Origin of the sequence: Microbacterium sp. AK031 (assembly GCF_024807145.1) — a bacterium.
GTDB lineage: Bacteria > Actinomycetota > Actinomycetes > Actinomycetales > Microbacteriaceae > Microbacterium.
Genome location: NZ_JANUCA010000001.1, coordinates 196,872 through 219,638, shown reverse-complemented (window position 1 = coordinate 219,638; position 22,767 = coordinate 196,872). Strand labels below are relative to the sequence as shown.

Sequence of the window (22,767 nt, the reverse complement as noted above, 5' to 3'; positions counted from 1 at the left end):
TCGAGAGTCAGGATGCCGAGGAGGGCATCACCGGCTCGGGGAACAACGCGGTGAACAGCTGCGCGACCCACTCCAGCAGGCCCGCGTCCGTCGGCGGCTCGCCACCTGGACGCGGCAGCGGCACGACGAGCGCCTCTCCCCCGCCGACGAGCTTCGCCGCAGGGTACAGACGCTGCAGCCGCACCTTCATCGAGTCCTCGAGACGGGCCGGCGCCACGCGAAGGTTCGACCCCATCGCGACGACATCTGCGAGCCCGGCGCGAGCGGCCCGTCGGCGTAGGCGCGCGATGGCGACGAGACCCTCCACCTCTTCCGGCGGGGTGCCGTAGCGGTCGGTGAGCTCCTCGATCACGAGGTCGATCGCATCGTCCTTCGCCGTCGCGGCAGCCGCGGCAGACAGCTTCTGGTACGCCTCGAGGCGCAGCCGCTCGCTGTCGATGTAGGTCTCCGGGATGCGTGCATCCACCGGCAATTCCATCCGCAGCTCGTTGCCTGTCTCGACTTCTTCGCCGCGGAACGTCGCGACAGCCTCGCCGACCATGCGCAGATAGAGATCGAACCCGACGCCCGCGATGTGTCCGGCCTGCTCGCCGCCGAGCATGTTTCCTGCGCCACGCAGCTCGAGATCCTTCAGCGCCACCTGCATGCCGCTGCCCAAGTCGTTGTTCACCGCGATCGTCTGCAGACGATCCGCCGCGGTCTCCGAGAGCGGCTTCGAGTCGTCGTAGAGGAAGTACGCATACGCACGCTCGCGACCGCGACCGACGCGTCCGCGCAGCTGGTGCAGCTGGCTGAGACCGTATTTGTCGGCCTTGTCGATGATGATCGTGTTCGCGTTCGAGATGTCGAGGCCGGTCTCGACGATCGTGGTCGAGACGAGCACGTCGAATTTGCGCTCCCAGAAATCGTCGACGACCTGCTCGAGCTGGTGCTCGCCCATCTGACCGTGGGCGACGGCGATCCTCGCCTCTGGTACCAGTTCGGCCAGCTCCGAAGCGACGCGCTGGATCGACTGCACGCGGTTGTGCACGAAGAAGATCTGCCCCTCGCGCAGGATCTCACGCCGGATCGCCGCGGCCATCTGCTTGTCGCTGCGCGGACCGACGAACGAGAGAATCGGATGCCGGTCCTCGGGCGGCGTGGCGAGAGTCGACATCTCGCGGATGCCGGTGACGGCCATTTCGAGCGTGCGCGGGATCGGCGTGGCGCTCATGGCGAGGATGTCCACGTTCGTCTTCAGCTTCTTCAGCTTGTCCTTGTGCTCGACGCCGAAGCGCTGCTCCTCATCGATGATGAGCAGCCCGAGATCCTTGAACATGATCTGATCCGTGAGGATGCGGTGTGTGCCGATCACCATGTCGACCGAGCCGTCGAGGAGGCCCTCGAGAGTGAGACGAGCATCTTTGTCGGTCTGGAAGCGCGACAGCGCACGCACCTTCACCGGGAATCCGGCGAAACGCTCGGCGAACGTCTCGAAATGCTGCTTGACCAGCAGCGTCGTCGGCACGAGCATCGCGACCTGCTTGCCGTCCTGGATCGCCTTGAACGCCGCGCGCACCGCGACCTCGGTCTTGCCGAAGCCGACATCGCCGCTCAGCAGCCGATCCATCGGGATGGGCCGCTCCATATCGGCCTTGATCTCGTCGATCGTCTGCAGCTGGTCGGGCGTCTCGGCGAACGGGAACGCCTCTTCCAGCTCACGCTGCCAGGGGGTGTCCGGTCCGAACGCGTGTCCCTTCGCCGACATGCGTGCCGAATACAGCTTCACGAGCTCGACGGCGATGTCGCGCACGGCGCGGCGGGCCTTGCCCTTGGCCGCCGACCAGTCGCTGCCGCCCATCTTCGAGAGCGTGGGCGACTCGCCACCGACGTACTTCGAGAGCAGGTCGAGCTGGTCGGTCGGGACGTACAGCTTGTCGCCCGGGTAGCCGCGCTTGGAAGGCGCGTACTCCAGCACCAGATAGTCGCGCGTGGTCTTGGTGGCATTTCGCCCGCCGGTGGAGACCTCGCGCTGCGTCATCTCTATGAACTTGGCGATTCCGTGCGTCGCATGCACGACGAAGTCGCCGTTCTTCAGCTGCAGTGGGTCGACGACGTTTTTGCGGCGCGATGCGAGCTTCTTGACGACACGCTGGTCGCCGCCGATCGTGCGGCCGTAGAACTCGTTGTCGGTGAGGACGGCGAGCTTCGCCTCCGGCACTTGGAACCCCGCCTCGAGCGCGCCGAGAACGAGTGTCGCGACGCCGGCCTCCGGCGCGTCGGTGAGGGAATCGACGATGCGAGCGGCGAGGCCGCGATCTGACAACACGTCTCTGGCGCGGTCGACGAGGCCGGCGCCGGATGCTGCGATCACGAGCCGCCACCCGTCGGCGAGCTTGCCTTCGACGAAGTCGATCGCACCGTCGACGTTGCCGTGGAACGACGGGATGATCGAGGCGTCGATGTTCGCCGCCTCGTCATCGTCGGTCGCGAACGGGCTGAAACGCCACCACACGCCGTCGCGCTCGCGCGCGATCTCGCGGAGCCTTGCCACGCTGATGAAGTCGCCGGCTCCGAGGTCGATGGGCGCCGAAGCACCCGAAGTGGCGGCGCTCCACGCCGCATCGAGGAACTCCCGGTTCGTCTCGCCGAGACTCAGGGCCCTGGCACTCGAGCGCTCGGGGTCGACGAGGGCTGTTGCAGTGCCCTCGGGGAAGTACTCAGCGAGGGCCTTCAGCGGGCCGGAGACCGCAGGCAGCAGCGACTCCATCCCCTCGACCGGGATGCCCTCGGCCATCTTCTCCAGCATCCCGGCGATCGCGGGGAATCCGGAGATCAGTGCGCGCGCACGGTCACGCACATCGGCAGTGAGCAGCAGTTCGCGGGTCGCCGGCAGCTCGACACGATCGACACCGCCGGGGAGCGAGCGCTGGTCGGCCACAGAGAAGGCGCGGATCTGGTCGATCTCATCGCCGAAGAACTCGACACGGTACGGATGCTCGGATGTGGGCGGGAAGACATCGAGGATGCCGCCGCGCACCGCGAACTCGCCGCGGCGCGACACCATGTCGACACGGGAGTATGCGCGCTCGACGAGCTGCTCGATGGCGCTGTCGAGTTCGAGTCCTCTGCCGCCGAGCACGAGCTCCAATGGTGCGGTGTCGCCGAGGTTCGCGGCGATCGGCTGAAGGGCCGCGCGCACCGAGGCGACGACGATGAGCGGACGCTCGCCTGACCAGGTCGTGATGCGGCGAAGCGTCTCGAGGCGCCGCCCGACCGTGTCCGGGCTCGGGCTCAGTCGCTCGTGCGGCAGAGTCTCCCATGCCGGAAAGCTCAGGATCTCGGCATCCGGCACATATGAGCCGAGCGCCGCCGCGAGCGATTCCGCGCGACGCCCGGTGGGCGCGATGACGAGCAGGGATGCAGGATGGCCCGAACTCGCACGCTTGTCGAGCAGCCCTGCGATCGTCGGGGCATCGAGGCCGTCGACGAGCCCGAGATCGGCATCGGTCTGCGCCCAGGCGAGGGCGTCATGGTACAGAGTCGCCTCTTCCAAGGCGCGCAGAATCCCCGGAACAGTCACCTGACGAGCTTAGTGCGCCCCACAGACAGTGCGGGTTGCCCATCGTCGTTCTGCCCCGCCATAGGATTCCGGAATGGAACCGATCGTCCTGCACACCGACCGCCTCGTTCTCCGCGCCCCGACGACAGTAGATGTCGATGCGATCACAGCCGCGTGCCAGGATCCGGAGATCCCGCGTTGGACGACCGTTCCGAGTCCGTACACGCGTGAGCACGGTGAAGGCTTCGTGAAGCTGGTCGCCGAGTGGTGGGAAGACGGCAGCCAGACGGTCTGGGGCATCTTCCACGACGGCGTGCTCGTCGGAGTCGTGGGCCTGCATCACATCACGCCGCACTCCAGCGGCGGGTCGACCGAGCTCGGCTACTGGGCGACCGCGCATGCCCGCGGGCAGGGTTTCATGGTCGAGGCGTGTCGCGTGGTGATCGATTGGGCGTTCGCCGAGCTGGATCTCGCCCGCGTCCGCTGGCAGGCCGTCGCCGGGAACGTGCCATCCGCCCGCACCGCGCGTGCTCTGGGCTTCCGCTACGAAGGGCTCCAGCGGCAGGCGCTCACGAGCCCGCGCGGCCGCGATGACGGCTGGGTCGCAGGGTTGCTTCCCACCGACGACCGCACCCCTGTCGAGTGGTCCGTTCTGGCGTGAGGCGGATTCTCACCAGCTGCTGCGCGTGTCGGATGCGGGTGGCAGGATGGGCGCATGCCGGAGATGCCTGAGGTGCAGGGGCTGGTCGCGTTTCTCGGCGAGCGCGCGGTCGGTCGAACGGTCACGCGCACGAGCGTGGGCAACATCGCCGCATTGAAGACGTTCGATCCTCCGAACACCGCTCTGCACGGGGCCGAGATCACGGCATCCGCGCGCCACGGCAAGTTCATCGTCCTCTCCTGCGGTGACGACCTGCACCTCGTGTTCCATCTCGCGAAGGCCGGGTGGCTGCGATGGTACGAGATGCTTCCGACGACGCTCATCAAGCCGGGGAAGTCCCCGATCGCGCTGCGCGTCGCGTTGAACGACGACAGCGGCTTCGATCTCACGGAAGCCGGAACGAAGAAGTCGCTGGCGGTCTATGTAGTGCGCGATCCGGAAGAGGTGCCAGGCATCGCTCGGCTCGGACCCGATCCGCTCGAGGATTCATTCGACCACGCCGCGTTCGCCGCGCTGCTGGAAGGTCGGCGGATGCAGATCAAGGGGCTGCTGCGCGATCAATCCGTCATCGCCGGCATCGGTAATGCCTACTCCGACGAGATCCTGCACGCCGCACGCATGTCGCCGTACGCGATCGCCGGGACGCTCGGCGAAGAAGAGGTCGATCGTCTGTTCACCGCGATGCGGACGACACTGACGGATGCGGTGGCCGAAGCATCCGGCAAACCACCCGCCGACCTCAGAGACGCCAAACGCCGAGGCATGCAGGTGCACGCGCGGCGAGGAGAGCCGTGCCCGGTCTGCGGCGACACGGTGCGCAGCGTCTTCTTCGCGGACAGGTCGCTCGAATACTGCGCCACGTGTCAGACCGGTGGCAAACCGCTCGCCGACCGACGGCTGTCGCGATTGCTGAAGTGATCCTGCGCGGTCATGGAATGAAATGCGCGCGGGCACGTTGACTACACTGGGCATCAACGTGCTCCGGGGTCGGTGTGAATCCGAACCGGCGGTGACAGTCCGCGAGCGTCGAGGGAAACCGAGATGCCGATCCGGTGGAATTCCGGTACCGACGGTGATGTGAGAGAGATCTCGCTAGTCCGGAAGGGAGGCAGCACGATGCGCGTACGCGCGCCGTCTGTCATCCCCGGAGCGATAGCAGAAGGACGACGGATGACAGTGCATGAGGCGGAACGCCGCGCGATGTCGCGTGCGCTCGAGCTGGCTGCACGCGGGCCACGCGGCGCGAACCCGCAGGTGGGCGCCGTCATCCTCTCCCCCTCGGGCGAGATCCTCGCAGAGGGCTGGCATCACGGAGCCGGCACCGCGCATGCCGAAGTCGACGCTCTGTCCAAGCTTCCGGGTGACGCCGCCCGCGGCGCGACCGCCGTCGTCACGCTCGAACCCTGCAACCACACCGGTCGCACCGGCCCCTGTGCTCTCGCGCTCATCGACGCCGGGATCGCGCGCGTGATCTACGCTCTCGACGATCCGGGTGACGTGTCAGGCGGCGGCGCCGAACGACTGCGCGGCGCGGGTGTCGAGGTCGAGGCCGGCGAACAGGCCGACGACGCCAGGTCGCTGATATCCGACTGGCTGACCGCGCAGCGCCTCGGACGCCCGCACATCACCGTGAAGTGGGCGCAGAGCCTCGATGGCCGCGCTGCGGCGGCCGACGGCACGAGCCAGTGGATCACCGGACCTTTTGCACGCGCCGATGTGCACCGTCGCCGCGCGGCGGCCGATGCGATCATCGTCGGCACCGGCACCATGCTCGCAGACGACCCCGCGCTCACCGCGCGCGACGGCGACAGTCCTTACGATCACCAGCCGGTCCCCGTGGTGATCGGCTCGCGCGAGACGCCGGCGGATGCCGCAGTGCGCCGCCACCCGCATGACGTGCTGTTCTACGAAACCCGTGATCTGCACGCCGTGGTCGCAGATCTGCATGAGCGCGGCATCCAGAGCGCGTTCGTAGAAGGCGGACCGACGCTCGCCAGCGCATTCATATCGGCTGGACTTGCGGATCGGGTTCTCGCTTACGTCGCGCCGGTGCTGCTCGGCGGCGATCGACTGGCCCTGACCGACGTCGGCGTGCCGACCATCTCGGCTGCACGTCGCATCGTGATAGACGAATGGGTGCCACTAGGCACGGACATGCTGGCGATCGCCAGACTCGAAGACAACGAAGGAGTCCGCTGATGTTCACCGGAATCATCGAGGAGATCGGCGAGATCACCGCCATCGCACCGGCCGGCGACGGCTGGCGCCTGACCGTGCGTGCGCCGAAGGCCGCACACGACGCCGCGCACGGCGAATCCATCGCCGTCTCGGGAGTCTGCCTCACTGTGGTCGGCTCCACTCCAGACACCTTCGACGCCGACGTGATGAAGCAGACGCTCGACGTGTCGGCTCTGGCGACGGCATCCGTCGGCACGCGCGTCAACATCGAGAAGGCCATGCCCGTCGGCGCGCGCCTGGGCGGACACATCGTGCAGGGTCATGTCGACGGGGTCGGAGAGGTGGTCGACGTGCGACCTGGCGCGCAGTGGAGCGTGCTGCGCGTCTCGCTGCCCGCAGAGCTCGCCCCTCTCGTCGTCGACAAGGGATCCATCTCCGTCGACGGCACCTCGTTGACGGTCAGCGCAGTGAGCGACCCTTCCGCCGCAGCGGCATGGTTCGAGATCTCGCTCATCCCCGAGACCCTCGCCGCCACGACACTCGGATCCCGCGGCGTCGGCGATCGCGTCAATCTTGAAACCGACATCCTCGCCCGCCATGTGGAGCGCCTGCTCGCATTCCGGGCTGTCTCGGAAGGAGGCTCACGATGAGCCTTGCCACCATCGAAGAAGCTCTCGAGTCGCTGCGCGCCGGCCGTCCGGTCATCGTCGCCGACGATGAGAATCGTGAGAACGAGGGCGACGTGATCCTCTCTGCCGAACTCGCCACCCCCGAATGGGTCGCGTGGACGGTGCGCTGGTCGTCCGGCTTCATCTGCGCGCCGATGCCGGCCGACCTCGCGGACAGCCTGAACCTGCCGCCCATGGTGGAGGCCAACGAGGACGCCCGCTCGACCGCATACACGGTCAGTGTCGATGCCGCTGAGGGCGTCACGACGGGGATCAGCGCGTCCGATCGTGCGCACACGCTCAATGTGCTGGCGAACCCGGCATCCACCTCCACGAGTGTGATCCGGCCAGGACACGTGCTTCCGCTGCGCGCCGTCGACGGCGGCGTGCGCGAGCGCGGCGGGCACACGGAGGCTGCAGTCGACCTGATGAAGCTCGCCGGACTTCAGCCCGTCGGCGCGATCGCAGAGGTCGTCGCCGAAGACGGCAGCATGATGCGCCTGCCGGGGCTCAAAGATCTCGGTGCACGCGACGGCGTGCCCGTGATCACGATCGAGCAGCTGATCGCGCACCTCAACGAGATCGATCCGCAGGACGGACCGGTCGTGTCGTCACGCGCAGGCAAGCGTCGTGTGAGTCTGCGGGCGGATGCCACGGTTCCGACCGATCACGGCACATTCCGCTTCCTCGCCTACAAGGACCGCGTGACCGGCACGGATCACATCGCAGTCGTCTCCGGTGAACTCGAAGAGACGGCTCTGGTGCGCGTGCACTCGGAATGCCTGACCGGTGAGGCGTTCGGATCACTCAAGTGCGAGTGCGGGCCGCAGCTCGATGCGGCGCTCGACGCGATCGAACAGGAAGGCGGCGTCGTCATCTACATGCGCGGTCACGAGGGCCGCGGCATCGGGCTCATCAACAAGCTGCGCGCCTACAGCCTGCAAGAAGACGGACTCGACACCGTCGACGCGAATCTTGCCCTCGGGCTGCCGGCGGATGCCCGCGAGTACGCGGCTGCCGCCGGGATCCTCAGCGATCTCGGCGTCTCGAAGGTGCGCCTGCTGACGAACAACACCGACAAGGTGAAGCAGCTGCGCGCGCTCGGACTCGATGTCGCAGAGCAGGTGCCGCTCATCGTCGGCGTCGGACCGAACAACCATCAGTATCTCGAGACCAAGCGAGACCGCATGGGCCACATCATCGGCGAGGCCGAATTGGCCGAGGCACTGGCGCAGGGGAAGGACAAGGCATGAGCGGCGCAGGAGCCCCATCGACCGCAGAGCAGATCGACGCGACCGGCATGAATGTCGTCATCATCGCCGGCACCTGGCATGAGGTGATCACCGACGGGATGATCGCGGGCGCTGAGCGCGTGCTCAACGCCGCCAACGCGACGCACCGCCTCGCGCGCGTGCCAGGATCGTTCGAGCTCGCGGTGGCGGCGCAGGCCGCGTTCGCAGGGGGAGCGGATGCCGTGGTCGCCCTCGGCGTCATCATCCGCGGTGGCACCCCCCACTTCGAGTACGTGTCGTCGGCGACCACCGACGGCCTCACCAGGGTTGCACTGGATGCCGGTAAGCCGGTCGGATTCGGTGTGCTGACAGTCGACGACGAGCAGCAGGGGCTGGATCGCGCGGGTCTCGAGGGCTCCAAAGAGGACAAGGGCGCCGAGGCAGCGGATGCCGCGCTGCGCACCGCGCTGGTGCTGCGGGAGTTGCGCGGCTGAATCTGAGGCTCCCCTATCTGGCGAACGGTGACGCCGCTGGCGTACGGTGAGGGCATGGAGACCCTGCGCCACATCGTCCTGCTCGTCCACCTCATCGGCTTCGCCGTACTCTTCGGATCGTGGGCCGTGCAGGCCTTCGGAGGCCAGCGGCAGTTCGGGAAGATCATGGAGTACGGCCTGTTGATCGCCGGACTCGCCGGACTCGCCCTTGCAGCTCCGTGGGGCCTGCCGGAAGGCGCCGAGCCGAACTACGTGAAGATCGGCACCAAGCTCGTCATCCTGGTCGCCATCGGGGCGCTGGTCGGATCCGGGTTAGGGCGTCAGAAGCGCGGAGCGACGGTTGCGCCCGTGGTGTTCTGGCTCGTCGGCATCCTCACGGTGACGAACGCAGGCATCGCGTTGCTCTGGCGCTGACCCTCAGCGGATCCGCAGCGGCGCCGAGCTGCCGCGGATCACGAGCTCGGTGCCCATGAGCGGCGTCCGCAGCCGATCGCCGCCGTCGAGTTCGCTCAGCAGTGCATCCACGGCCAGCGCACCGACGCGCTCGGGATGCTGCTGCACCGTGGTCAGCGGAGGTCACAGCTGAGCGGCATCGGGGAGACCGTCGAATCCGACGAGGCTGACGTTGCCCGGCACATCGAGTCCCGCTTCGCGGAACGCCCGCAGCACGCCGATCGCCATCTGGTCGTTGGCGGCGAACACGGCTCGGCCGAAACTGGCGAAACGGGCCGCAGCGCACGCTATACATCCCATCGTCGGCGGCGCGGCGGGGGCGAACCGGCTCATGGTGCTGGAGCTCGAACACCTTCTGACGCCACGAGCGCATTTCCTTCCTGGCCTCGGGCTCAGCGTCCGCGAGGAATGACGACCAGCCAGCGCTCAGCAAGGCCTGAACTCCCGGAGGTGCTCCCCCGCCATGAGCACACAGAACGCTAGGAGATCATGAGTACCGCCGCCACACCCGCCAACCCCCGTTCGCGCGTCATCCTCGCGAGCCTCGTCGGCACCACCATCGAGTTCTACGACTTCTACGCCTATGCGACGGCAGCGGTCCTCGTCTTTCCCCTGCTCTTCTTCCCCAGCGACAACGCCACCGCGTCGCTGCTGGCATCCTTCGCCGTGTTCGGCGCAGCGATGGTCGCCCGTCCGATCGGCGCGATGGCGTTCGGGCACTTCGGCGACAAGTACGGACGCAAAGCGACGCTCGTGGCATCCCTTCTCACGATGGGTATCGCGACATTCATCATCGGCGTGTTGCCGACGTTCAAGTAGATCGGTTGGGTCGCACCCCTCCTATTGCTGATCCTGCGTCTCGCCCAGGGCTTCGCGTTGGGCGGCGAATGGTCGGGGGCCGCGCTCGTCGCGACCGAGAACGCGCCGAAGGGCAAGCGCGCCTGGCGGCGAGAACCCCGCGCTGCAGTCGGAGGCCTTCCTCGCCTGGGGCTGGCGCATCCCGTTCCTGTTCTCCGCTGTCATGGTCATCATCGGCCTGTGGGTCAGGCTCAACTCGTCGAGTCCGACACCTCAAGCGGGCGGAGCAGAACGGCGTCATCCGCAAGATGCCGCTTGCCACCGTGTTCCGCCACCACTGGAAGCACCTCATCCTCGGCACGTTCATCATGCTGGCCACCTACGTGCTGTTCTACCTGATGACGAACTTCACGCTCGCATACGGCACGGCCTCGATCGACGCCGACGTGCCGGGGGCAGGTTTCGGCTACACCGACTTCGTACTCATGCAGATCGTCGGCGTGGTCTTCTTCGGCATCTTCACGCTGCTCTCCGGCCCCGTCGCCGATGCGATCGGACGTCGCAAGCTCCTGCTCTCGGTCACCGGAGCGATCATCGTCTTCGGCCTCACCTTCAACGTCTTCCTGATGCCTCAGGTCGACCCGCAGTTCACAGGTGCGCTCACGCAGGCGTTCCTCGTGTTGGGCTTCATGCTGATGGGGATCACGTTCGGACCGATGGGTGCGATGCTGCCCGAGCTGTTCCCGACTAATGTGCGCTATTCCGGATCCGCCATCGCGTACAACGTCTCGTCGATCCTCGGTGCAGCCATCGCACCGCTCATCGCGCTCAAGCTGTGGGAGTTCGCTGGCGGCGAGCCGTGGCTCGTCGGACTGTACCTTTCATCGATGGGTGTGCTGACCTTCATCGCGTTGATCCTGACGAAGGAGACGAAGGACGACGACTATGACGATGACTTGGGACTGGTTGCAGCCGTCGAGCTGTAGGCGCTCGCGCCAAGCGTCGGAATCGCCGGTCAGAACTTGATGATCTTGCCCACGTTCATGAGCGAGTCGGCGGCTATGACGCCTGCTCCCATCAGCGCGATCTCCTGCTCGCCCTTCGCGCCGCGGTACTTCATCCAGATCACGCGGAACAGCAGGGCGGCGAGCACGAGCCAGCCGGCGTTCGCCGTCGCGACCAGCAGACCGGTCGCAAGCAGCACGCCCATCTGTCGCTTGGAACCGCCGAGCAATTGAACAAGCGCTCCTGGAATCGCCCACAGCGCCATCGTCAGGATGACCTGAGGGTCGGATATGCCCACGGCGATCGTGTCAGCGAAGACCTTCGAAGACGGCGGGATCTTGCCATCTCCGAACAGCCCCTGCCACGACACGGCGACCACGCCGATCGCGATGATGATGGCGACAAGCGAGGCTTTCAGCTGTTCACGGCGGCCGGCGAGCTCGTACGCCTTCCACGGGCGTCCCTCCCTGCGCAGGATCCAACCCGCCTTGTAGTCGTACCCCATGTCCGCGAACGCGGGCCCCGTGGCCGAGCAGTAGGCGACCAGCACCAGCAACGGCACCTCCGGCATCTGCAGGAACAGGCCGAGGACCAGGAAGATCAGTGTGACGGCGAACGCAGGGAACCACCCCGCGTGCATAGCTGCAAGCCCCACGATCAGTTCGTGGACGATGGCGGCGAAGCCTGCGAAGAGCACGAAACCGATCAGGGCGGGGATGGATAGGTCGGTCGCTGCGCCTCCGATCAGAGCGATCAGCAGCGCGCCGATCACGAACGCGATGTACCCGCCGCCCAGTGCACGACCGAGGCCGCGCCGGGAGACCGAATAGTCGAGCGTCTCATCGAGCTTGATCGCCTCGGTGTGGCGCATCTCTTCGGCGCGCTGCCGCTTGGTCCGCGCCCCGACGATGATCCACACCACCTGCAGCAACGCGACGAGGCCGGCACCGATCATCACGCCGTGCGGGATGTACAGCGCGCCGAGGTCGACGTCGAGGAGCACAGGAGCGTACTGCGAGATCAGCAGGCCGACCGCGAACATGAGCAGCGCCCACATGTTGCCGATCAGCGCGACGCCCGCGGCCGACATGGGCAGGGCGAACAGCGATCCGATCACACCGACGACACCTCCGCCGACGAGGATCAACGCGCGTCGACCGCCCTCCGATCCGGCGCGGATCGTCTCGGCCGCGGCGACCCCTGGAGGCCACGCGGCGGAGGCCGGCAGGAATTTCGAGCCGAATGCCTTGAAAAGCACGAAGACATCGATCAGCACGCCGAGCGATGCGCCCAGCAGCATCGGCCAGACAAGCTCCGGCCTACCCATCGCCCAGGGGATCGCGATGGGCGCCAGAAGACCGTTGGCTGCGGCGAACGTGGCCGCAGAGACGGCGGACTGGACGAGGTTCTGCCGATGCCTGCTGCGGAACTTCGCGAAGCCGAAGAACGTGATGCGCCCGAGCAGCATGGCGATCACGGCGCCGATGACGCTGGTGTTGGCCGAGATGCCAAGGGTTGTGATCAGGTGCACGCCGATGATGGCGCCGAGCACGCTCAGCGCGATCGTGACGATCAACGTGAGCGGCTCGAACGCGCGGGGATGCTTCGTGGGAGGACGTTCCTCACTGGCGGATGAAGTGGTCATGAACGGACTTTCTGATGAGTGTCGGACGCGGGCTTCGTCGCCCACGGGTGCCCCCCATCGGGCGCGGTCAGCTCTGGAATCGGGTGAGCTCGCCGTATTGGTCGACGAGGCTGTCGTACTCGTCGGCGTCGAAGAAGGAGACGCGACCCTGGGTGAACTGCTTCGCGGCCTCGACGACGAAGCGGGTGGCCTCGAGCAGCGCCGGCTCGTAGCTGGCGCCCGTTGATGATCCGGGAACGACAGCCGCAGCTGTCAGCGCCACGCCGACGACCGGAGCGCTCGTGGCGACGGTCGGCTGCATGATCGAGTTGAAGTGCCGGTACCCGTTCGAATAGGGCGTGATGTCCTGCAGGGCCAGCGGGAACGTGTGCGCGGGCGCACCGGTCGCCTGCTCCAGAATCGAAAGGAGTCCCGGGGCGACCGGCAGCAGGTAACCTGCCTTCGCAGTCGGAGAGATGGCCACGCCGGGGTGGTTGATGAGTCGGTTGCCCTTCGACGCGTCGATCGACAGGATCGCTTCCATCCCGGCATCGACCTCGTGCTCGTTCATGGTTTCAGAGGACACCGGCATGCCCATGAAATCTGCGGGCTCGCGTGGAGTGATGCTCACATGGGTGGCGATGTGGGTGGTAACGATGACATCGCCGGGTAGCTGTGCGCCGGCAGCCGCGAGGCGCAACAGCCGCAACGCCGCCGCGATCGCGACGGTGGAACCGTCAGCATCCGAGACGTAGCCGATGCGATCGGGTTGTGCCTGCTGGGCTCCGAGCCGTCCGACGATGCCGAGAGTCGGGGCGTCTCCGCCTGCGAGGGCACCGCGACCACCGGGCAGAGTGACGCGCACGAAGTCGCACGTTCGGGCGATGTCCTCCGGAGCCTCGTACGGGACAGAGGTGACCTCGATGCGCGCATCCGCCGCACCGGCGCTGAGGAGCAGGGCGGCGATGCGCTCCCCATCCAGTCGCGGGTCGTCCATCAGCTCGGTGATCTCAGTGATCTCTCGCATGCCCATCAGAGCGCTGCCTCACGGATCGAGGACAGCGGGAACGACTCCCCTGGTGCGATGGATCGCACCTCGCCCTCCTGACTGAACACCAGGCCTTCGCGTTCGCCGACGATGCGCGCATGGTCGCCCGTGACCCATAGGGCGCAGCCTTCGTACAGCGCGAGCACCTCCTCGGACGGATTGAGGTCGATGAACTCGCGCAGCCGCTCTTCGCGGCTCTCACCGTTGTGACCAACGGGCTTTCCCGGGATGAAGTGCGGGTTCATCTGGAACGGCACCAGGCGCAGTGCGGCAAAGGACGGCGGCTCGACGATCGGCATGTCATTTGTCGTACGGATCGATGGGGTGGCTACGTTGGTGCCGGCGCTCCAGCCGACGTAGGAGGCGGCGCCTGAGGTCACGCGCTCGCGGATCGCGTCGACCAGGTCCGCCGCATACAGACGATTCAGAAGGGCGAACGTGTTGCCCCCTGCCACCGCGATGACCTCCGCTTCGCGGATGGCCTGCACTGGGTCGGCCATGCGGTGAATGGACGTGAGCTCCACGCCATGCGCGGCGAAGGCGGGCTTGGCGAGTTCCTCATATGTCTCGAACGTCGTCGACACGGCGGCATAGGGAATGAGCACCGCACGGATGGGCTTTGGCCGGTCATCCTGCTCGCCGAGCACGAGGGCGAGCTGTTCGCCCGCGTGCTCGAGGTAGCCGAGGTTGTCCTTGCGCGAGCTGCTCATCAGGAGTGCGCGGATCATGCTGCTTCCTTTCCGGCGAAGGCCGTGATCTCGGCGACGAGACGGTCGATCTCGTCCGTGGTGTTGAAATAGTGCATCGAGGCACGCGCCATCGCCGTGATCCCGTAGGCGTTGAGGATCGGGGTGGCCATGAAGTGGCCGGCCTCGACGATGATGCCGCGGCTCTCCAGATGGTCGGTGAGTTCGCGTGGGTCGACTCCATCGATGTTGAAAGGGATGATGCCAAGCCGATTCTGGTCGATGGGACCGTAGACCGCGGCGCCAGGGATACCGCGGATGCCGCGGACGGCCCTATCCGTGAGCGCGCGAACGCTGCGGTGGATGTTGTCGACGCCGATCCGCTCGACGACCTCTACGGCCGCGCCCAGTGCCAGGATTGCCGGCACATTCGGCGAGCCGGCCTCGAAACGCTTGGCGGTGTCCGGCAGTGTGATGCCGTCGCCCTCCAGAGCGGTGTTCCACCAGCCGGCGAGAGCCGGGGTGAGGGCGGGGATCAGATGCCCGCGTACGGCGAGGATGCCGGAGCCTTCGATGCCACGCAAGCCCTTGCGACTGCATGCCGAGATGAAGTCGGCCTGCCAGGTGCGGAACCCGAGTGGCATCATACCGACGGCCTGCGCGGCGTTCACGTGCGTGAGCACATCGGCCTCAGCCGCGACCCGGCAGATCTCGGCCACTGGCTGCACAGCACCTGTCGCGTTGGACAGGGCCACGAAGGTGATCAGACGGGTGCGCGGGGTGATGGCGGCGCGCAGGCGCTCCGGGTCGAGCATCCCGTCGGAGTCGGCCTCGAACGGGACGACGCGGATGCCGGCGTCCGACTCCAGCATCCGCCAGATGGCGACATTGCTGAGCATCTCGGTGTCAGGAACGACCACTTCGTCGCCGGGTTGCCAGCGGATACCGCGGGCGACCAGGCTGATGGACTCCGTGCCGTTGCGAGTGAAGGCGATCTCCGAAGTCTTCGCCTCGAGGAAGCCGGCGACGGCGGCACGGATCTGCTCGAGCTTCTCGTAAACCTCACGCCGGAAGCTCGGCAGATATGGACCATCGATGGCCGTGCGCTGCAGGTACGAGACAGCAGCCTCCACAGCTTCAGGCACGGGCGGTGCCGCCGCTGCGGTGTCGAAGTACGCGTACTGCGGCGACGCGCCTGCTGCCTGCTCAACCAGTGCCATCTACTCAGTCCTCTCCATCGGGATACTCAACACAGATTCGAGCCTGGGACGAGAGGGGACAATACTCATCCCGCTATGCGGGATAATGCCTTCATGTCCGATCGGCTCAACAGCGTGACGCGAGCACTGGAGGCGCTGCAGCTGTTCGACGGTGCGCGGCACTCGCTGAGTGTCACCGAGCTGGCCGACCTACTCGGATGCTCCACCTCCACCGCGCAGCGAACGATTGCGACGCTCACTGAGCAGCACTTCCTGCGCCGGGACGACGAAACCCGCACATACCGGCTGGGTGCGTCGGTGCTGCATCTCGCGCGTGCGTGGCGCAGCACCGCGTCGCTTGCCAGCATCGCCCGCCCCGTGCTCGAGCGTCTTGCCGCGAGCACCCAGCTCAACACCACATTCGCGGTGCCCGACCACGCACACATGCGAGTGGTGCTCTCCCTCGACGGGATCGAGGGTCCTTTGCGCGACTATCCCATGACCAGCGAGCTCTTCCCGGCACACGCTGGCGCGATCTCGAAGGCGTACTACGCCCAATTGCCCCACGCCCTGAGAGCGCGATTCATCGGGGACCGTCCGATGGCACGCTTCACCGCCGAGACAAAGACTGACCCGCAACAACTCGAAGAGGAGTTCCTCACCATCCGGGCCCGCGGGTACTGCCACTCGCAAGGTGAGTACGACACGAACGTGTCGGCGCTGGCCGCGCCAGTCTGGATGGGCAAAGAACCCCTGGGAGCGATCGCGCTGTCGTCACGCTCGACGCTCATCGTCGAGCAGCCACTCGTCGATGCGCTGCTCGCCGCGACCGGCGAGCTGGGTCGGATGCTGACACGCGAGGGGTGACTTCGTGGGCCAGGCGGAGACCTCGGCGCCTCAGTAACGGGCGAACACCCTCTGCGCGGCGCCGTCGAGCACCATCCGTCCGCCGTACGGCACGATCCACTGCGGACGCGTGTGCCCGAACGGCACACCGATGCACACCACAGCATCCGGGTTGTAGCGCGCGACGGTCTCGACCACGATGTCGCGCTGCGCATCGCGGAGCGCCTGCGCCTCATCGGCCGATGGGTGGAAGTCGAAGTCGCTCACCGGCGGACGTGCGAAGATCACACCGGCCGCGGCCGCGAGGATTCCGCGCTCACCCAGGCCACGCAACCAGCGGGCGACCCAGCCTGCGGGTGGACGCTCCTCGCTCGTCTCGAGCATCAGGATCGCGCCGTCGAGATCGGATACCGCTGGCAGGCGATCCGCGAACGCCAGGCCGTCGAGCACCTCCAGACAGCCACCCCAGGTGCGCCCAGTGACGCGGCGCTCGGACCCTGCCCATGTCCAAGGTTCAGTCGGCACGCGGTCTCCGTACTCGGCGAGCGCGCGCGGGTCCTCCCATCGGCGGCCGATATCTTCCGACTCCCCCGGTTCGGTGAGCTCGAGTTCGCCACCGTCCAGCAGTGCCGCGCGCAACGACCGCAGGTGGATATCGTCGACGGCGGGGCCGGGGCCCAGGTGCACAGCGGTCGAGCCGCCATAGAAGCCAGGGACACCGTGCTTCCACAGCCAGTTCAGGATGTTGGTGTTGTCGCTGTAGCCGACGAACGGCTTCGGGTCGGCCTGAGCGAGCGCGGCATCCAGATGCGGAACGACGAGGATCTGATCATCGCCGCCGATCGTGGCGACGACCGCGCGGATGCCGGGGTCGGCGAACGCCGCGTTCACGTCAGCGGCACGCGCCTCAGGGCTCGCTCCGAGCTGACGCGTCGTCGGGTACTCGACCGGGACAAGACCTGTCGACTCCGTCAGCCGTCGCAGCGCCTGCTCGTGCAGCGCAGGTGCCACGGCAGGAGCGGCGAAGGCGGGCGAGAGGACGGCGACGCGATCACCGGGAACAAGTTTTGGCGGCATGACGCCATTCTGCCGGACGGCCACCCCTGGCTCACGATCAGGACCACGCGGTCCACACCCCGAGGGTCAACATTGGTTGCCACCAGATCAACGTCAAGCTATGTTGACGAACATGAGCATTCCGACCGCGCAGGCACTCGATCCCCAGGGCGAGCCGATCGCCGAGCTGCACCGGCTGACTGAACTCCGTCGCGAACTCTCACGCATCGAGGAGTCTCAAGTACGCCGGGCGCGCAATGCGGGCTACTCCTGGCAGGCGATCGCCAGCGCGCTCGGCGTGACCAAGCAGGCCACCCATAGGAAGTACGGTCGTAGGTAACCCCTTTTCTTCAGATCGAGGTCCCACATGTCTCGTACGGCGCCTACCCGCCGCCGCGGACGCGGTGCGCCGCAGGATGGCCCGCGCGCCACGTTCCGTCAGCTCCTTCCCTTCCTCTTCGAACATAAGAAGACGCTGATCGTCGTCGCGATCCTCAGCGTCTTCGGCGCAGCGACATCGCTCGTTCAGCCGCTCCTGGTCGGCCAGGTGATCACGGCCGTGCAGTCCGGAGGCACTCTGGGGATCCTGGTGTGGATGCTGGTCGGTTTCGTGCTCATCTCCTCCGTGATCTCCGGATATCAGCACTACCTGTTGCAGCGCACCGGCACTGCAGTGGTGCACTCCAGCCGTCGCCAGCTGATCGCGCGCATCCTGCATCTGCCGATCCGCGAGTTCGACGCGCGCCGCACCGGCGACCTCGTCTCGCGCGTCGGCACCGACACGACACTCCTCTACGCCGTGCTCACTCAGGGGCTCGCGGATGCCGTCGGCAGCGCGATCCTGTTCCTCGGAGCACTGATAGCCATGCTCCTCATCGACCCGATCCTTTTGCTACTGATCGTGGTGGTCGTCGGAGTCTCCCTCGCCGTCGTCGTGATGCTGAGCGGGCGCATCCGCACCGCGTCGAGCGCGCAGCAGGTCAAGGTCGGCGAACTGGCCTCGGCGGTCGAGCGCGCCGTCGGATCGATCCGCACCGTACGTGCCTCTGGCGCCACGGAGCGCGAGACGGCATCCGTGTCGGCGCTCGCGGGTGAAGCGTACGGCCTCGGTGTGCGCATCGCAAAGGTCTCCGCACTGGTCGTGCCGATCTCCGGCATCGCCATGCAACTGTCACTGCTGGCCGTGCTCGGTGTCGGCGGGTTCCGAGTCGCCGCCGGTGCGATCACGGTCGCCTCGCTCATCACCTTCGTGATGTTCCTCTTCATGCTGATCATGCCGCTCGCGACGACCTTCGGCGCCATCACCTCGGTGAACCAGGCGCTCGGCGCGCTCGGGCGCATCCAAGAGGTGCTCGACCTTCCGACGGAAGACCAGGAGGATGCTGCGATCGCCGCGTCTCTGCCCGCCGACTCAGCAGTGGATGCAGCATCCGATCTCACGGCGCTCTCGTTCCACGATGTCCGTTTCCGCTACCCCGACGCCGTCGTCGCCGCGCGCGAGGCGGCGGCGACAGAGGCGCGCACCGTGCTCGTCGACGCGCATCTCGAGCGGAAGACGAGCGACGCGGATGCTGACGCGCGCGCCGACCGCGACGTTCTGCGCCGCGTCTCCTTCGCCGTTCCTCGAGGAGCACGCATCGCACTCGTCGGTCCGAGCGGTGCGGGCAAGAGCACGATCCTCGCGCTGATCGAGCGGTTCTACGATCCGACCGGCGGCTCGATCCGCCTTGACGGTCACGACATCCGCACCTATCCACGGGCCGAGCTGCGCGCGCGGTTCGGTTACGTCGAGCAGGACGCCCCGACCCTCGCGGGCACGCTCGCCGACAATCTGCGTCTCGCCTCTCCCGACGCGACGGATGCGGATTGCGAACGGGTGCTGCACGCCGTGAACCTGGGTGATGTACTCGAGCGAGGCACGCTGGGACTTCAGACCCCGGTCGGCGAGGACGGTGTGATGCTCTCCGGCGGCGAACGCCAGCGTCTCGCGATCGCCAGGGCGCTGCTCACCGAAGCACCGATCCTGCTGCTGGACGAATCGACCTCCTCGCTCGACGGCGTGAACGAGCAGCGCATGCGCGAGGCCATCGATGCCGTCTCTGCCGATCGCACGCTCATCGTCATCGCGCATCGCCTCTCCACGGTCGTCGACAGCGACCTGATCGTCGTACTGCAGAACGGCGAAGTGGTGGGGCAGGGCACGCACACCGAACTCATCGAGCAGGTGCCGCTGTACCGCGACCTCGCCCGCCACCAACTCCTCGTCTGATCTCCGAGTCTCAGAAAACCCTCGCCCGTCACTACGCTGAAGAGGTGACGAGCATGCGCGATATGGTCCCCATCCCCGGCGGCACATTCCGAATGGGCTCCGAGGAGTTCTACCCGGATGAGAAGCCTGTTCATGAAAGAGAAGTCGCACCATTCTTCATCGATCGCTATGAGGTGACGAACAAGCAGTACGGCGAGTTCGTAGCGGCGACCGGTTACGTGACGGTCGCTGAGCGGGAACTCGATCCGGCCGCCTTTCCCGGCGCAGACCCCAACGATCTCTTGCCCGGGTCGATGGTGTTCACCCCGACGACGGGGCCGACGGATCTGCGCGACTGGCGCAGCTGGTGGCGTTGGCAGCCCGGTGCGTGCTGGCGACGCCCATTCGGACCCGACTCCTCAGTCGACGATCGAAAGCGGCATCCCGTCGTGCACATCGCATTCGAGGACGCCATTGCCTACGCAGATTGGGTCGGCATGCGACTGCCCACCGAGGCCGAGCACGAGTACGCGGCTCGTGGCGGAGTGGACGGTGCCCGCTTCGCGTGGGGCGATGAGGCATATCCGGACGGAGTCGCCCAGGCGAACTCCTGGCTGGGCCGCTTCCCGTACAACAACCAGGGCGTCGGCGATGCTGCCCCCGTCGGCTCGTACCGGCCCAACGGTTACGGACTCTACGACATGATCGCCAATGTGTGGGAGTGGACCTCCGACTTCTACACCCCGCGACACCTACGGCTATCGGACAAGCCGGTCGATGCGGGCAAACGGACGAACCTTCTTGCCGCGGCGAGCGCCCAGGAAGCGTTCCCGGATACCCCGCGGCGGGTGCTCAAGGGCGGATCGCACCTGTGCTCGCCGGATTACTGTCTGCGGTTCCGTCCGGCCGCTCGTTCTCCGCAGGCCGAGGACACCGGGATGTCGCACATCGGATTCCGTCTCGCCCGAGATTTATGAGCCTCGTCGTCAAGACGCAGTACGCCGCCGGGCGACGGAACCCCTCGCGCAAGACGATAGCGCTAGGCGCGTCATAACGCGATGGCAGGATGACGGGACCACTCAGCCACGGGTCTGTCCCAGTCATCCCGCCATCGCGGGTCTGAATCCGGCGCTACTTCGCCTGCGCGAGCCGGTACCGCAACGAGGCGAGCTCGGCGCGGAGCGCGGCGGGCATCGTGTCGCCGAAGGTGTCGAAGAACTCCTCGGTGGAGTCCGCTTCCTTCGACCAGGCATCCGCATCCACCGCGAAGAGCTCGGCGAGATCCTGCGGCGAGATGTCGAGCCCGTCGAGGTTGAGGTCTTCGATCAGCGGGAGCCGCCCGATAGGACTTTCGACGGCTGCGACCTCGCCGCTGATCCTGCGGATGATCCAGTCGACGACGCGTGAGTTGTCACCGAATCCCGGCCAGAGGAAGTGACCGTCCTCGCCACGGCGGAACCAGTTGACCTGGAAGATGCGCGGTGCGCGGTCGAACCGCAGCTGACGGCCGACCTTCAGCCAGTGAGCGAAGTAGTCGCCCATGTTGTAGCCGCAGAACGGGAGCATCGCGAACGGGTCGCGGCGCAGTTCGCCGACCGTGCCTTCGGCTGCCGCCGTGCGCTCGGAGGAGATCGTCGAGCCGAGGAATACCCCGTGCGTCCAATCGGTGGCCTCCACCACGAGCGGAACGTTCGTCGCACGCCGTCCGCCGAACAGGATGACGTCGAGGGGCACCGCCTGCTCCCAGTCGTCCGAGATCTGCGGGCACTGCGCGGCCGAGACGGTGAACCGTGAATTGGGATGTGCGGCGGGACGGCCAGAGTCCGGTGTCCAGTCATTGCCCTCCCAATCGGTCAGGTGCGCCGGTGGCGTATCGGTCAGACCCTCCCACCACACATCGCCGTCCGGGCGCAGCGCGACATTGGTGAAGATCGTGTTGCCCCACAGCGTCTCGACGGCCGTCGCGTTCGTGGATTCGCCGGTGCCAGGGGCGACACCGAAGAACCCGGCCTCGGGGTTGATCGCCCACATCCGGCCGTCCTCCCCAGGCCTGATCCAGGCGATGTCGTCACCCAGAGTCTCGACCTTCCAACCGGGGATGGTCGGGCGAAGCATGGCGAGGTTGGTCTTGCCGCACGCCGATGGGAACGCCGCGGCCACATGGTAGGCCTTGCCCTGCGGATCGATGACGCGGATGAGCAGCATGTGCTCTGCGAGCCAGCCCTCGTCGCGGGCGATCACCGAGGCGATGCGCAGTGCGAAGCACTTCTTGGCGAGGATGGCGTTGCCGCCGTAACCCGAACCGTACGAGTAGACCTCGAGCGTGTCAGGGAAGTGCACGATGTACTTCTCGTCATTGCAGGGCCATTCGACGTCCGGCTCGCCCGGCTTAAGCGGAGCGCCGACGGAGTGCACAGTCTTGACCCACGGGGCGCCTTCGGCGATCTGCCGAGTGACGGCATCGCCGACGCGCGTCATGATGCCGATGGATGCCACGGCGTAGGCACTGTCGGTGATCTGCACGCCGATGTGCGACAGGGGTCCGCCGACTGCTCCCATCGAGAACGGCACGACGTACATCGTGCGTCCGCGCATCGACCCCTCGAAGATCTCGGTCATCGTCTGGCGCATCTCGGCGGGATCCGCCCAGTTGTTCGTGGGTCCGGCATCCTTCTCGTGTTCGGAGGCGATGAAGGTGCGGGCCTCGGTGCGGGCGACGTCGCTGGGGTGCGAGCGGGCGAGGTACGAGCCGGGACGCCACTCGGGGTTCAGCTTGATGAGCTTGCCCTCCGACACGAGGCCGCGCAGCAGCGCGTCGTTCTCTGCCTGCGAGCCACCCACCCAATGAACGGATGCCGGCTGCGTGAGCGCGCGGATCTCTTCGACCCATGCGACGAGCTCATTCATCGCCGGCGTGTCATACGTGGGGACGGCGCCAAGCTTGCGCGCCGCGGAGACGGTGGGGACGCGGGGTGTGAAGGTCTCGGCCATAACCATGTCTGCTCCCTCGAAGAGTCGGTGTGTATGTCC

18 protein-coding genes and 2 pseudogenes are annotated in these 22,767 nt (G+C 66.8%); 12 read left to right on the top strand and 8 right to left on the bottom strand.

What is annotated here, in order from left to right; genetic code table 11:
• Positions 1–7: 7 nt before the first annotated feature.
• Entirely contained in the window at positions 8–3,562 is a 3,555-nt protein-coding gene (gene mfd, locus HDC95_RS00950) for a transcription-repair coupling factor (RefSeq protein ID WP_259061317.1), read from the bottom strand.
• A gap of 73 nt (positions 3,563–3,635) precedes the next feature.
• Here mfd and HDC95_RS00945 point away from each other — a divergent pair, with 73 nt between their 5' ends.
• From HDC95_RS00945 to HDC95_RS00915, 7 genes are all read left to right on the top strand, one after another.
• Positions 3,636–4,202 (top strand): GNAT family N-acetyltransferase, encoded by a 567-nt coding sequence (locus HDC95_RS00945; protein ID WP_259061316.1) that lies wholly within the window; start codon positions 3,636–3,638, stop codon positions 4,200–4,202.
• A 54-nt stretch (positions 4,203–4,256) separates the two neighbouring features.
• Positions 4,257–5,120 carry an Fpg/Nei family DNA glycosylase gene (locus tag HDC95_RS00940; protein ID WP_259061315.1) on the top strand — a complete coding sequence of 288 codons (864 nt, stop codon included), beginning with the start codon at positions 4,257–4,259 and terminating at the stop codon, positions 5,118–5,120.
• A 252-nt stretch (positions 5,121–5,372) separates the two neighbouring features.
• The gene (gene ribD / locus HDC95_RS00935; RefSeq protein ID WP_259061314.1) at positions 5,373–6,401 is read left to right on the top strand and encodes a bifunctional diaminohydroxyphosphoribosylaminopyrimidine deaminase/5-amino-6-(5-phosphoribosylamino)uracil reductase RibD; all 1,029 of its coding nucleotides are present in this window, start codon (positions 5,373–5,375) and stop codon (positions 6,399–6,401) included.
• Complete coding sequence (locus tag HDC95_RS00930; RefSeq protein ID WP_259061313.1) at positions 6,401–7,030, top strand: riboflavin synthase; 630 nt, start codon at positions 6,401–6,403, stop codon at positions 7,028–7,030. Before ribD ends, HDC95_RS00930 begins: the two co-directional genes overlap by 1 nt.
• Positions 7,027–8,301, top strand: coding sequence for a GTP cyclohydrolase II (gene ribA / locus HDC95_RS00925; RefSeq protein ID WP_259061312.1), 1,275 nt, complete (start codon positions 7,027–7,029; stop codon positions 8,299–8,301). The genes HDC95_RS00930 and ribA overlap by 4 nt, the downstream gene beginning before the upstream one ends.
• Positions 8,298–8,774 carry a 6,7-dimethyl-8-ribityllumazine synthase gene (gene ribH, locus HDC95_RS00920; RefSeq protein WP_259061311.1) on the top strand — a complete coding sequence of 159 codons (477 nt, stop codon included), beginning with the start codon at positions 8,298–8,300 and terminating at the stop codon, positions 8,772–8,774. The genes ribA and ribH overlap by 4 nt, the downstream gene beginning before the upstream one ends.
• 54 nt (positions 8,775–8,828) lie before the next feature.
• Complete coding sequence (locus HDC95_RS00915) at positions 8,829–9,188, top strand: Fe-S protein (protein ID WP_259061310.1); 360 nt, start codon at positions 8,829–8,831, stop codon at positions 9,186–9,188.
• A 3-nt stretch (positions 9,189–9,191) separates the two neighbouring features.
• On the opposite strand, the pseudogene HDC95_RS00910 reads toward HDC95_RS00915, so the two are convergent.
• Positions 9,192–9,527: pseudogene (locus tag HDC95_RS00910) on the bottom strand (substrate-binding domain-containing protein).
• Between the two features lie 189 nt (positions 9,528–9,716).
• Here HDC95_RS00910 and HDC95_RS00905 point away from each other — a divergent pair.
• A pseudogene (locus HDC95_RS00905) lies at positions 9,717–11,011 on the top strand (MFS transporter).
• Between the two features lie 29 nt (positions 11,012–11,040).
• Here HDC95_RS00905 and HDC95_RS00900 read toward each other — a convergent pair.
• The 4 genes from HDC95_RS00900 to HDC95_RS00885 all read right to left on the bottom strand — a co-directional run bounded on the left by HDC95_RS00900 (position 11,041) and on the right by HDC95_RS00885 (position 15,608).
• The gene (locus HDC95_RS00900) at positions 11,041–12,675 is read right to left on the bottom strand and encodes an OPT/YSL family transporter (RefSeq protein WP_259061309.1); all 1,635 of its coding nucleotides are present in this window, start codon (positions 12,673–12,675) and stop codon (positions 11,041–11,043) included.
• Between the two features lie 67 nt (positions 12,676–12,742).
• Positions 12,743–13,687 carry a DUF1177 domain-containing protein gene (locus HDC95_RS00895; protein ID WP_259061308.1) on the bottom strand — a complete coding sequence of 315 codons (945 nt, stop codon included), beginning with the start codon at positions 13,685–13,687 and terminating at the stop codon, positions 12,743–12,745.
• Complete coding sequence (pepE, locus tag HDC95_RS00890; RefSeq protein ID WP_259061307.1) at positions 13,687–14,430, bottom strand: dipeptidase PepE; 744 nt, start codon at positions 14,428–14,430, stop codon at positions 13,687–13,689. The genes HDC95_RS00895 and pepE overlap by 1 nt, the downstream gene beginning before the upstream one ends.
• Positions 14,427–15,608 carry an aminotransferase class V-fold PLP-dependent enzyme gene (locus HDC95_RS00885; RefSeq protein WP_259061306.1) on the bottom strand — a complete coding sequence of 394 codons (1,182 nt, stop codon included), beginning with the start codon at positions 15,606–15,608 and terminating at the stop codon, positions 14,427–14,429. Before HDC95_RS00885 ends, pepE begins: the two co-directional genes overlap by 4 nt.
• 93 nt (positions 15,609–15,701) lie before the next feature.
• Here HDC95_RS00885 and HDC95_RS00880 point away from each other — a divergent pair, with 93 nt between their 5' ends.
• The gene (locus HDC95_RS00880) at positions 15,702–16,454 is read left to right on the top strand and encodes an IclR family transcriptional regulator (RefSeq protein WP_259061305.1); all 753 of its coding nucleotides are present in this window, start codon (positions 15,702–15,704) and stop codon (positions 16,452–16,454) included.
• Positions 16,455–16,484: 30 nt separating this feature from the next.
• Here the strand turns inward: HDC95_RS00880 and HDC95_RS00875 are convergent, their stop codons facing one another.
• Positions 16,485–17,510 carry a S66 peptidase family protein gene (locus HDC95_RS00875; RefSeq protein ID WP_259061304.1) on the bottom strand — a complete coding sequence of 342 codons (1,026 nt, stop codon included), beginning with the start codon at positions 17,508–17,510 and terminating at the stop codon, positions 16,485–16,487.
• A 112-nt stretch (positions 17,511–17,622) separates the two neighbouring features.
• On the opposite strand from HDC95_RS00875, the gene HDC95_RS00870 reads away from it, so the two are divergent.
• From HDC95_RS00870 to HDC95_RS00860, 3 genes are all read left to right on the top strand, one after another.
• Positions 17,623–17,829, top strand: coding sequence for an AsnC family protein (locus HDC95_RS00870; protein ID WP_259061303.1), 207 nt, complete (start codon positions 17,623–17,625; stop codon positions 17,827–17,829).
• A 27-nt stretch (positions 17,830–17,856) separates the two neighbouring features.
• Positions 17,857–19,758 (top strand): ABC transporter ATP-binding protein, encoded by a 1,902-nt coding sequence (locus tag HDC95_RS00865; protein ID WP_259061302.1) that lies wholly within the window; start codon positions 17,857–17,859, stop codon positions 19,756–19,758.
• A 62-nt stretch (positions 19,759–19,820) separates the two neighbouring features.
• Positions 19,821–20,714, top strand: a complete 894-nt coding sequence (locus tag HDC95_RS00860; protein ID WP_259062175.1) for a formylglycine-generating enzyme family protein — start codon at positions 19,821–19,823, stop codon at positions 20,712–20,714.
• 154 nt (positions 20,715–20,868) lie between these two features.
• Here HDC95_RS00860 and HDC95_RS00855 read toward each other — a convergent pair whose 3' ends face one another.
• A complete protein-coding gene (locus HDC95_RS00855) occupies positions 20,869–22,734 on the bottom strand; it encodes a phosphoenolpyruvate carboxykinase (GTP) (protein ID WP_396652614.1) in 1,866 nt (621 codons plus the stop codon).
• Between the last annotated feature and the right edge of the window lie 33 nt (positions 22,735–22,767).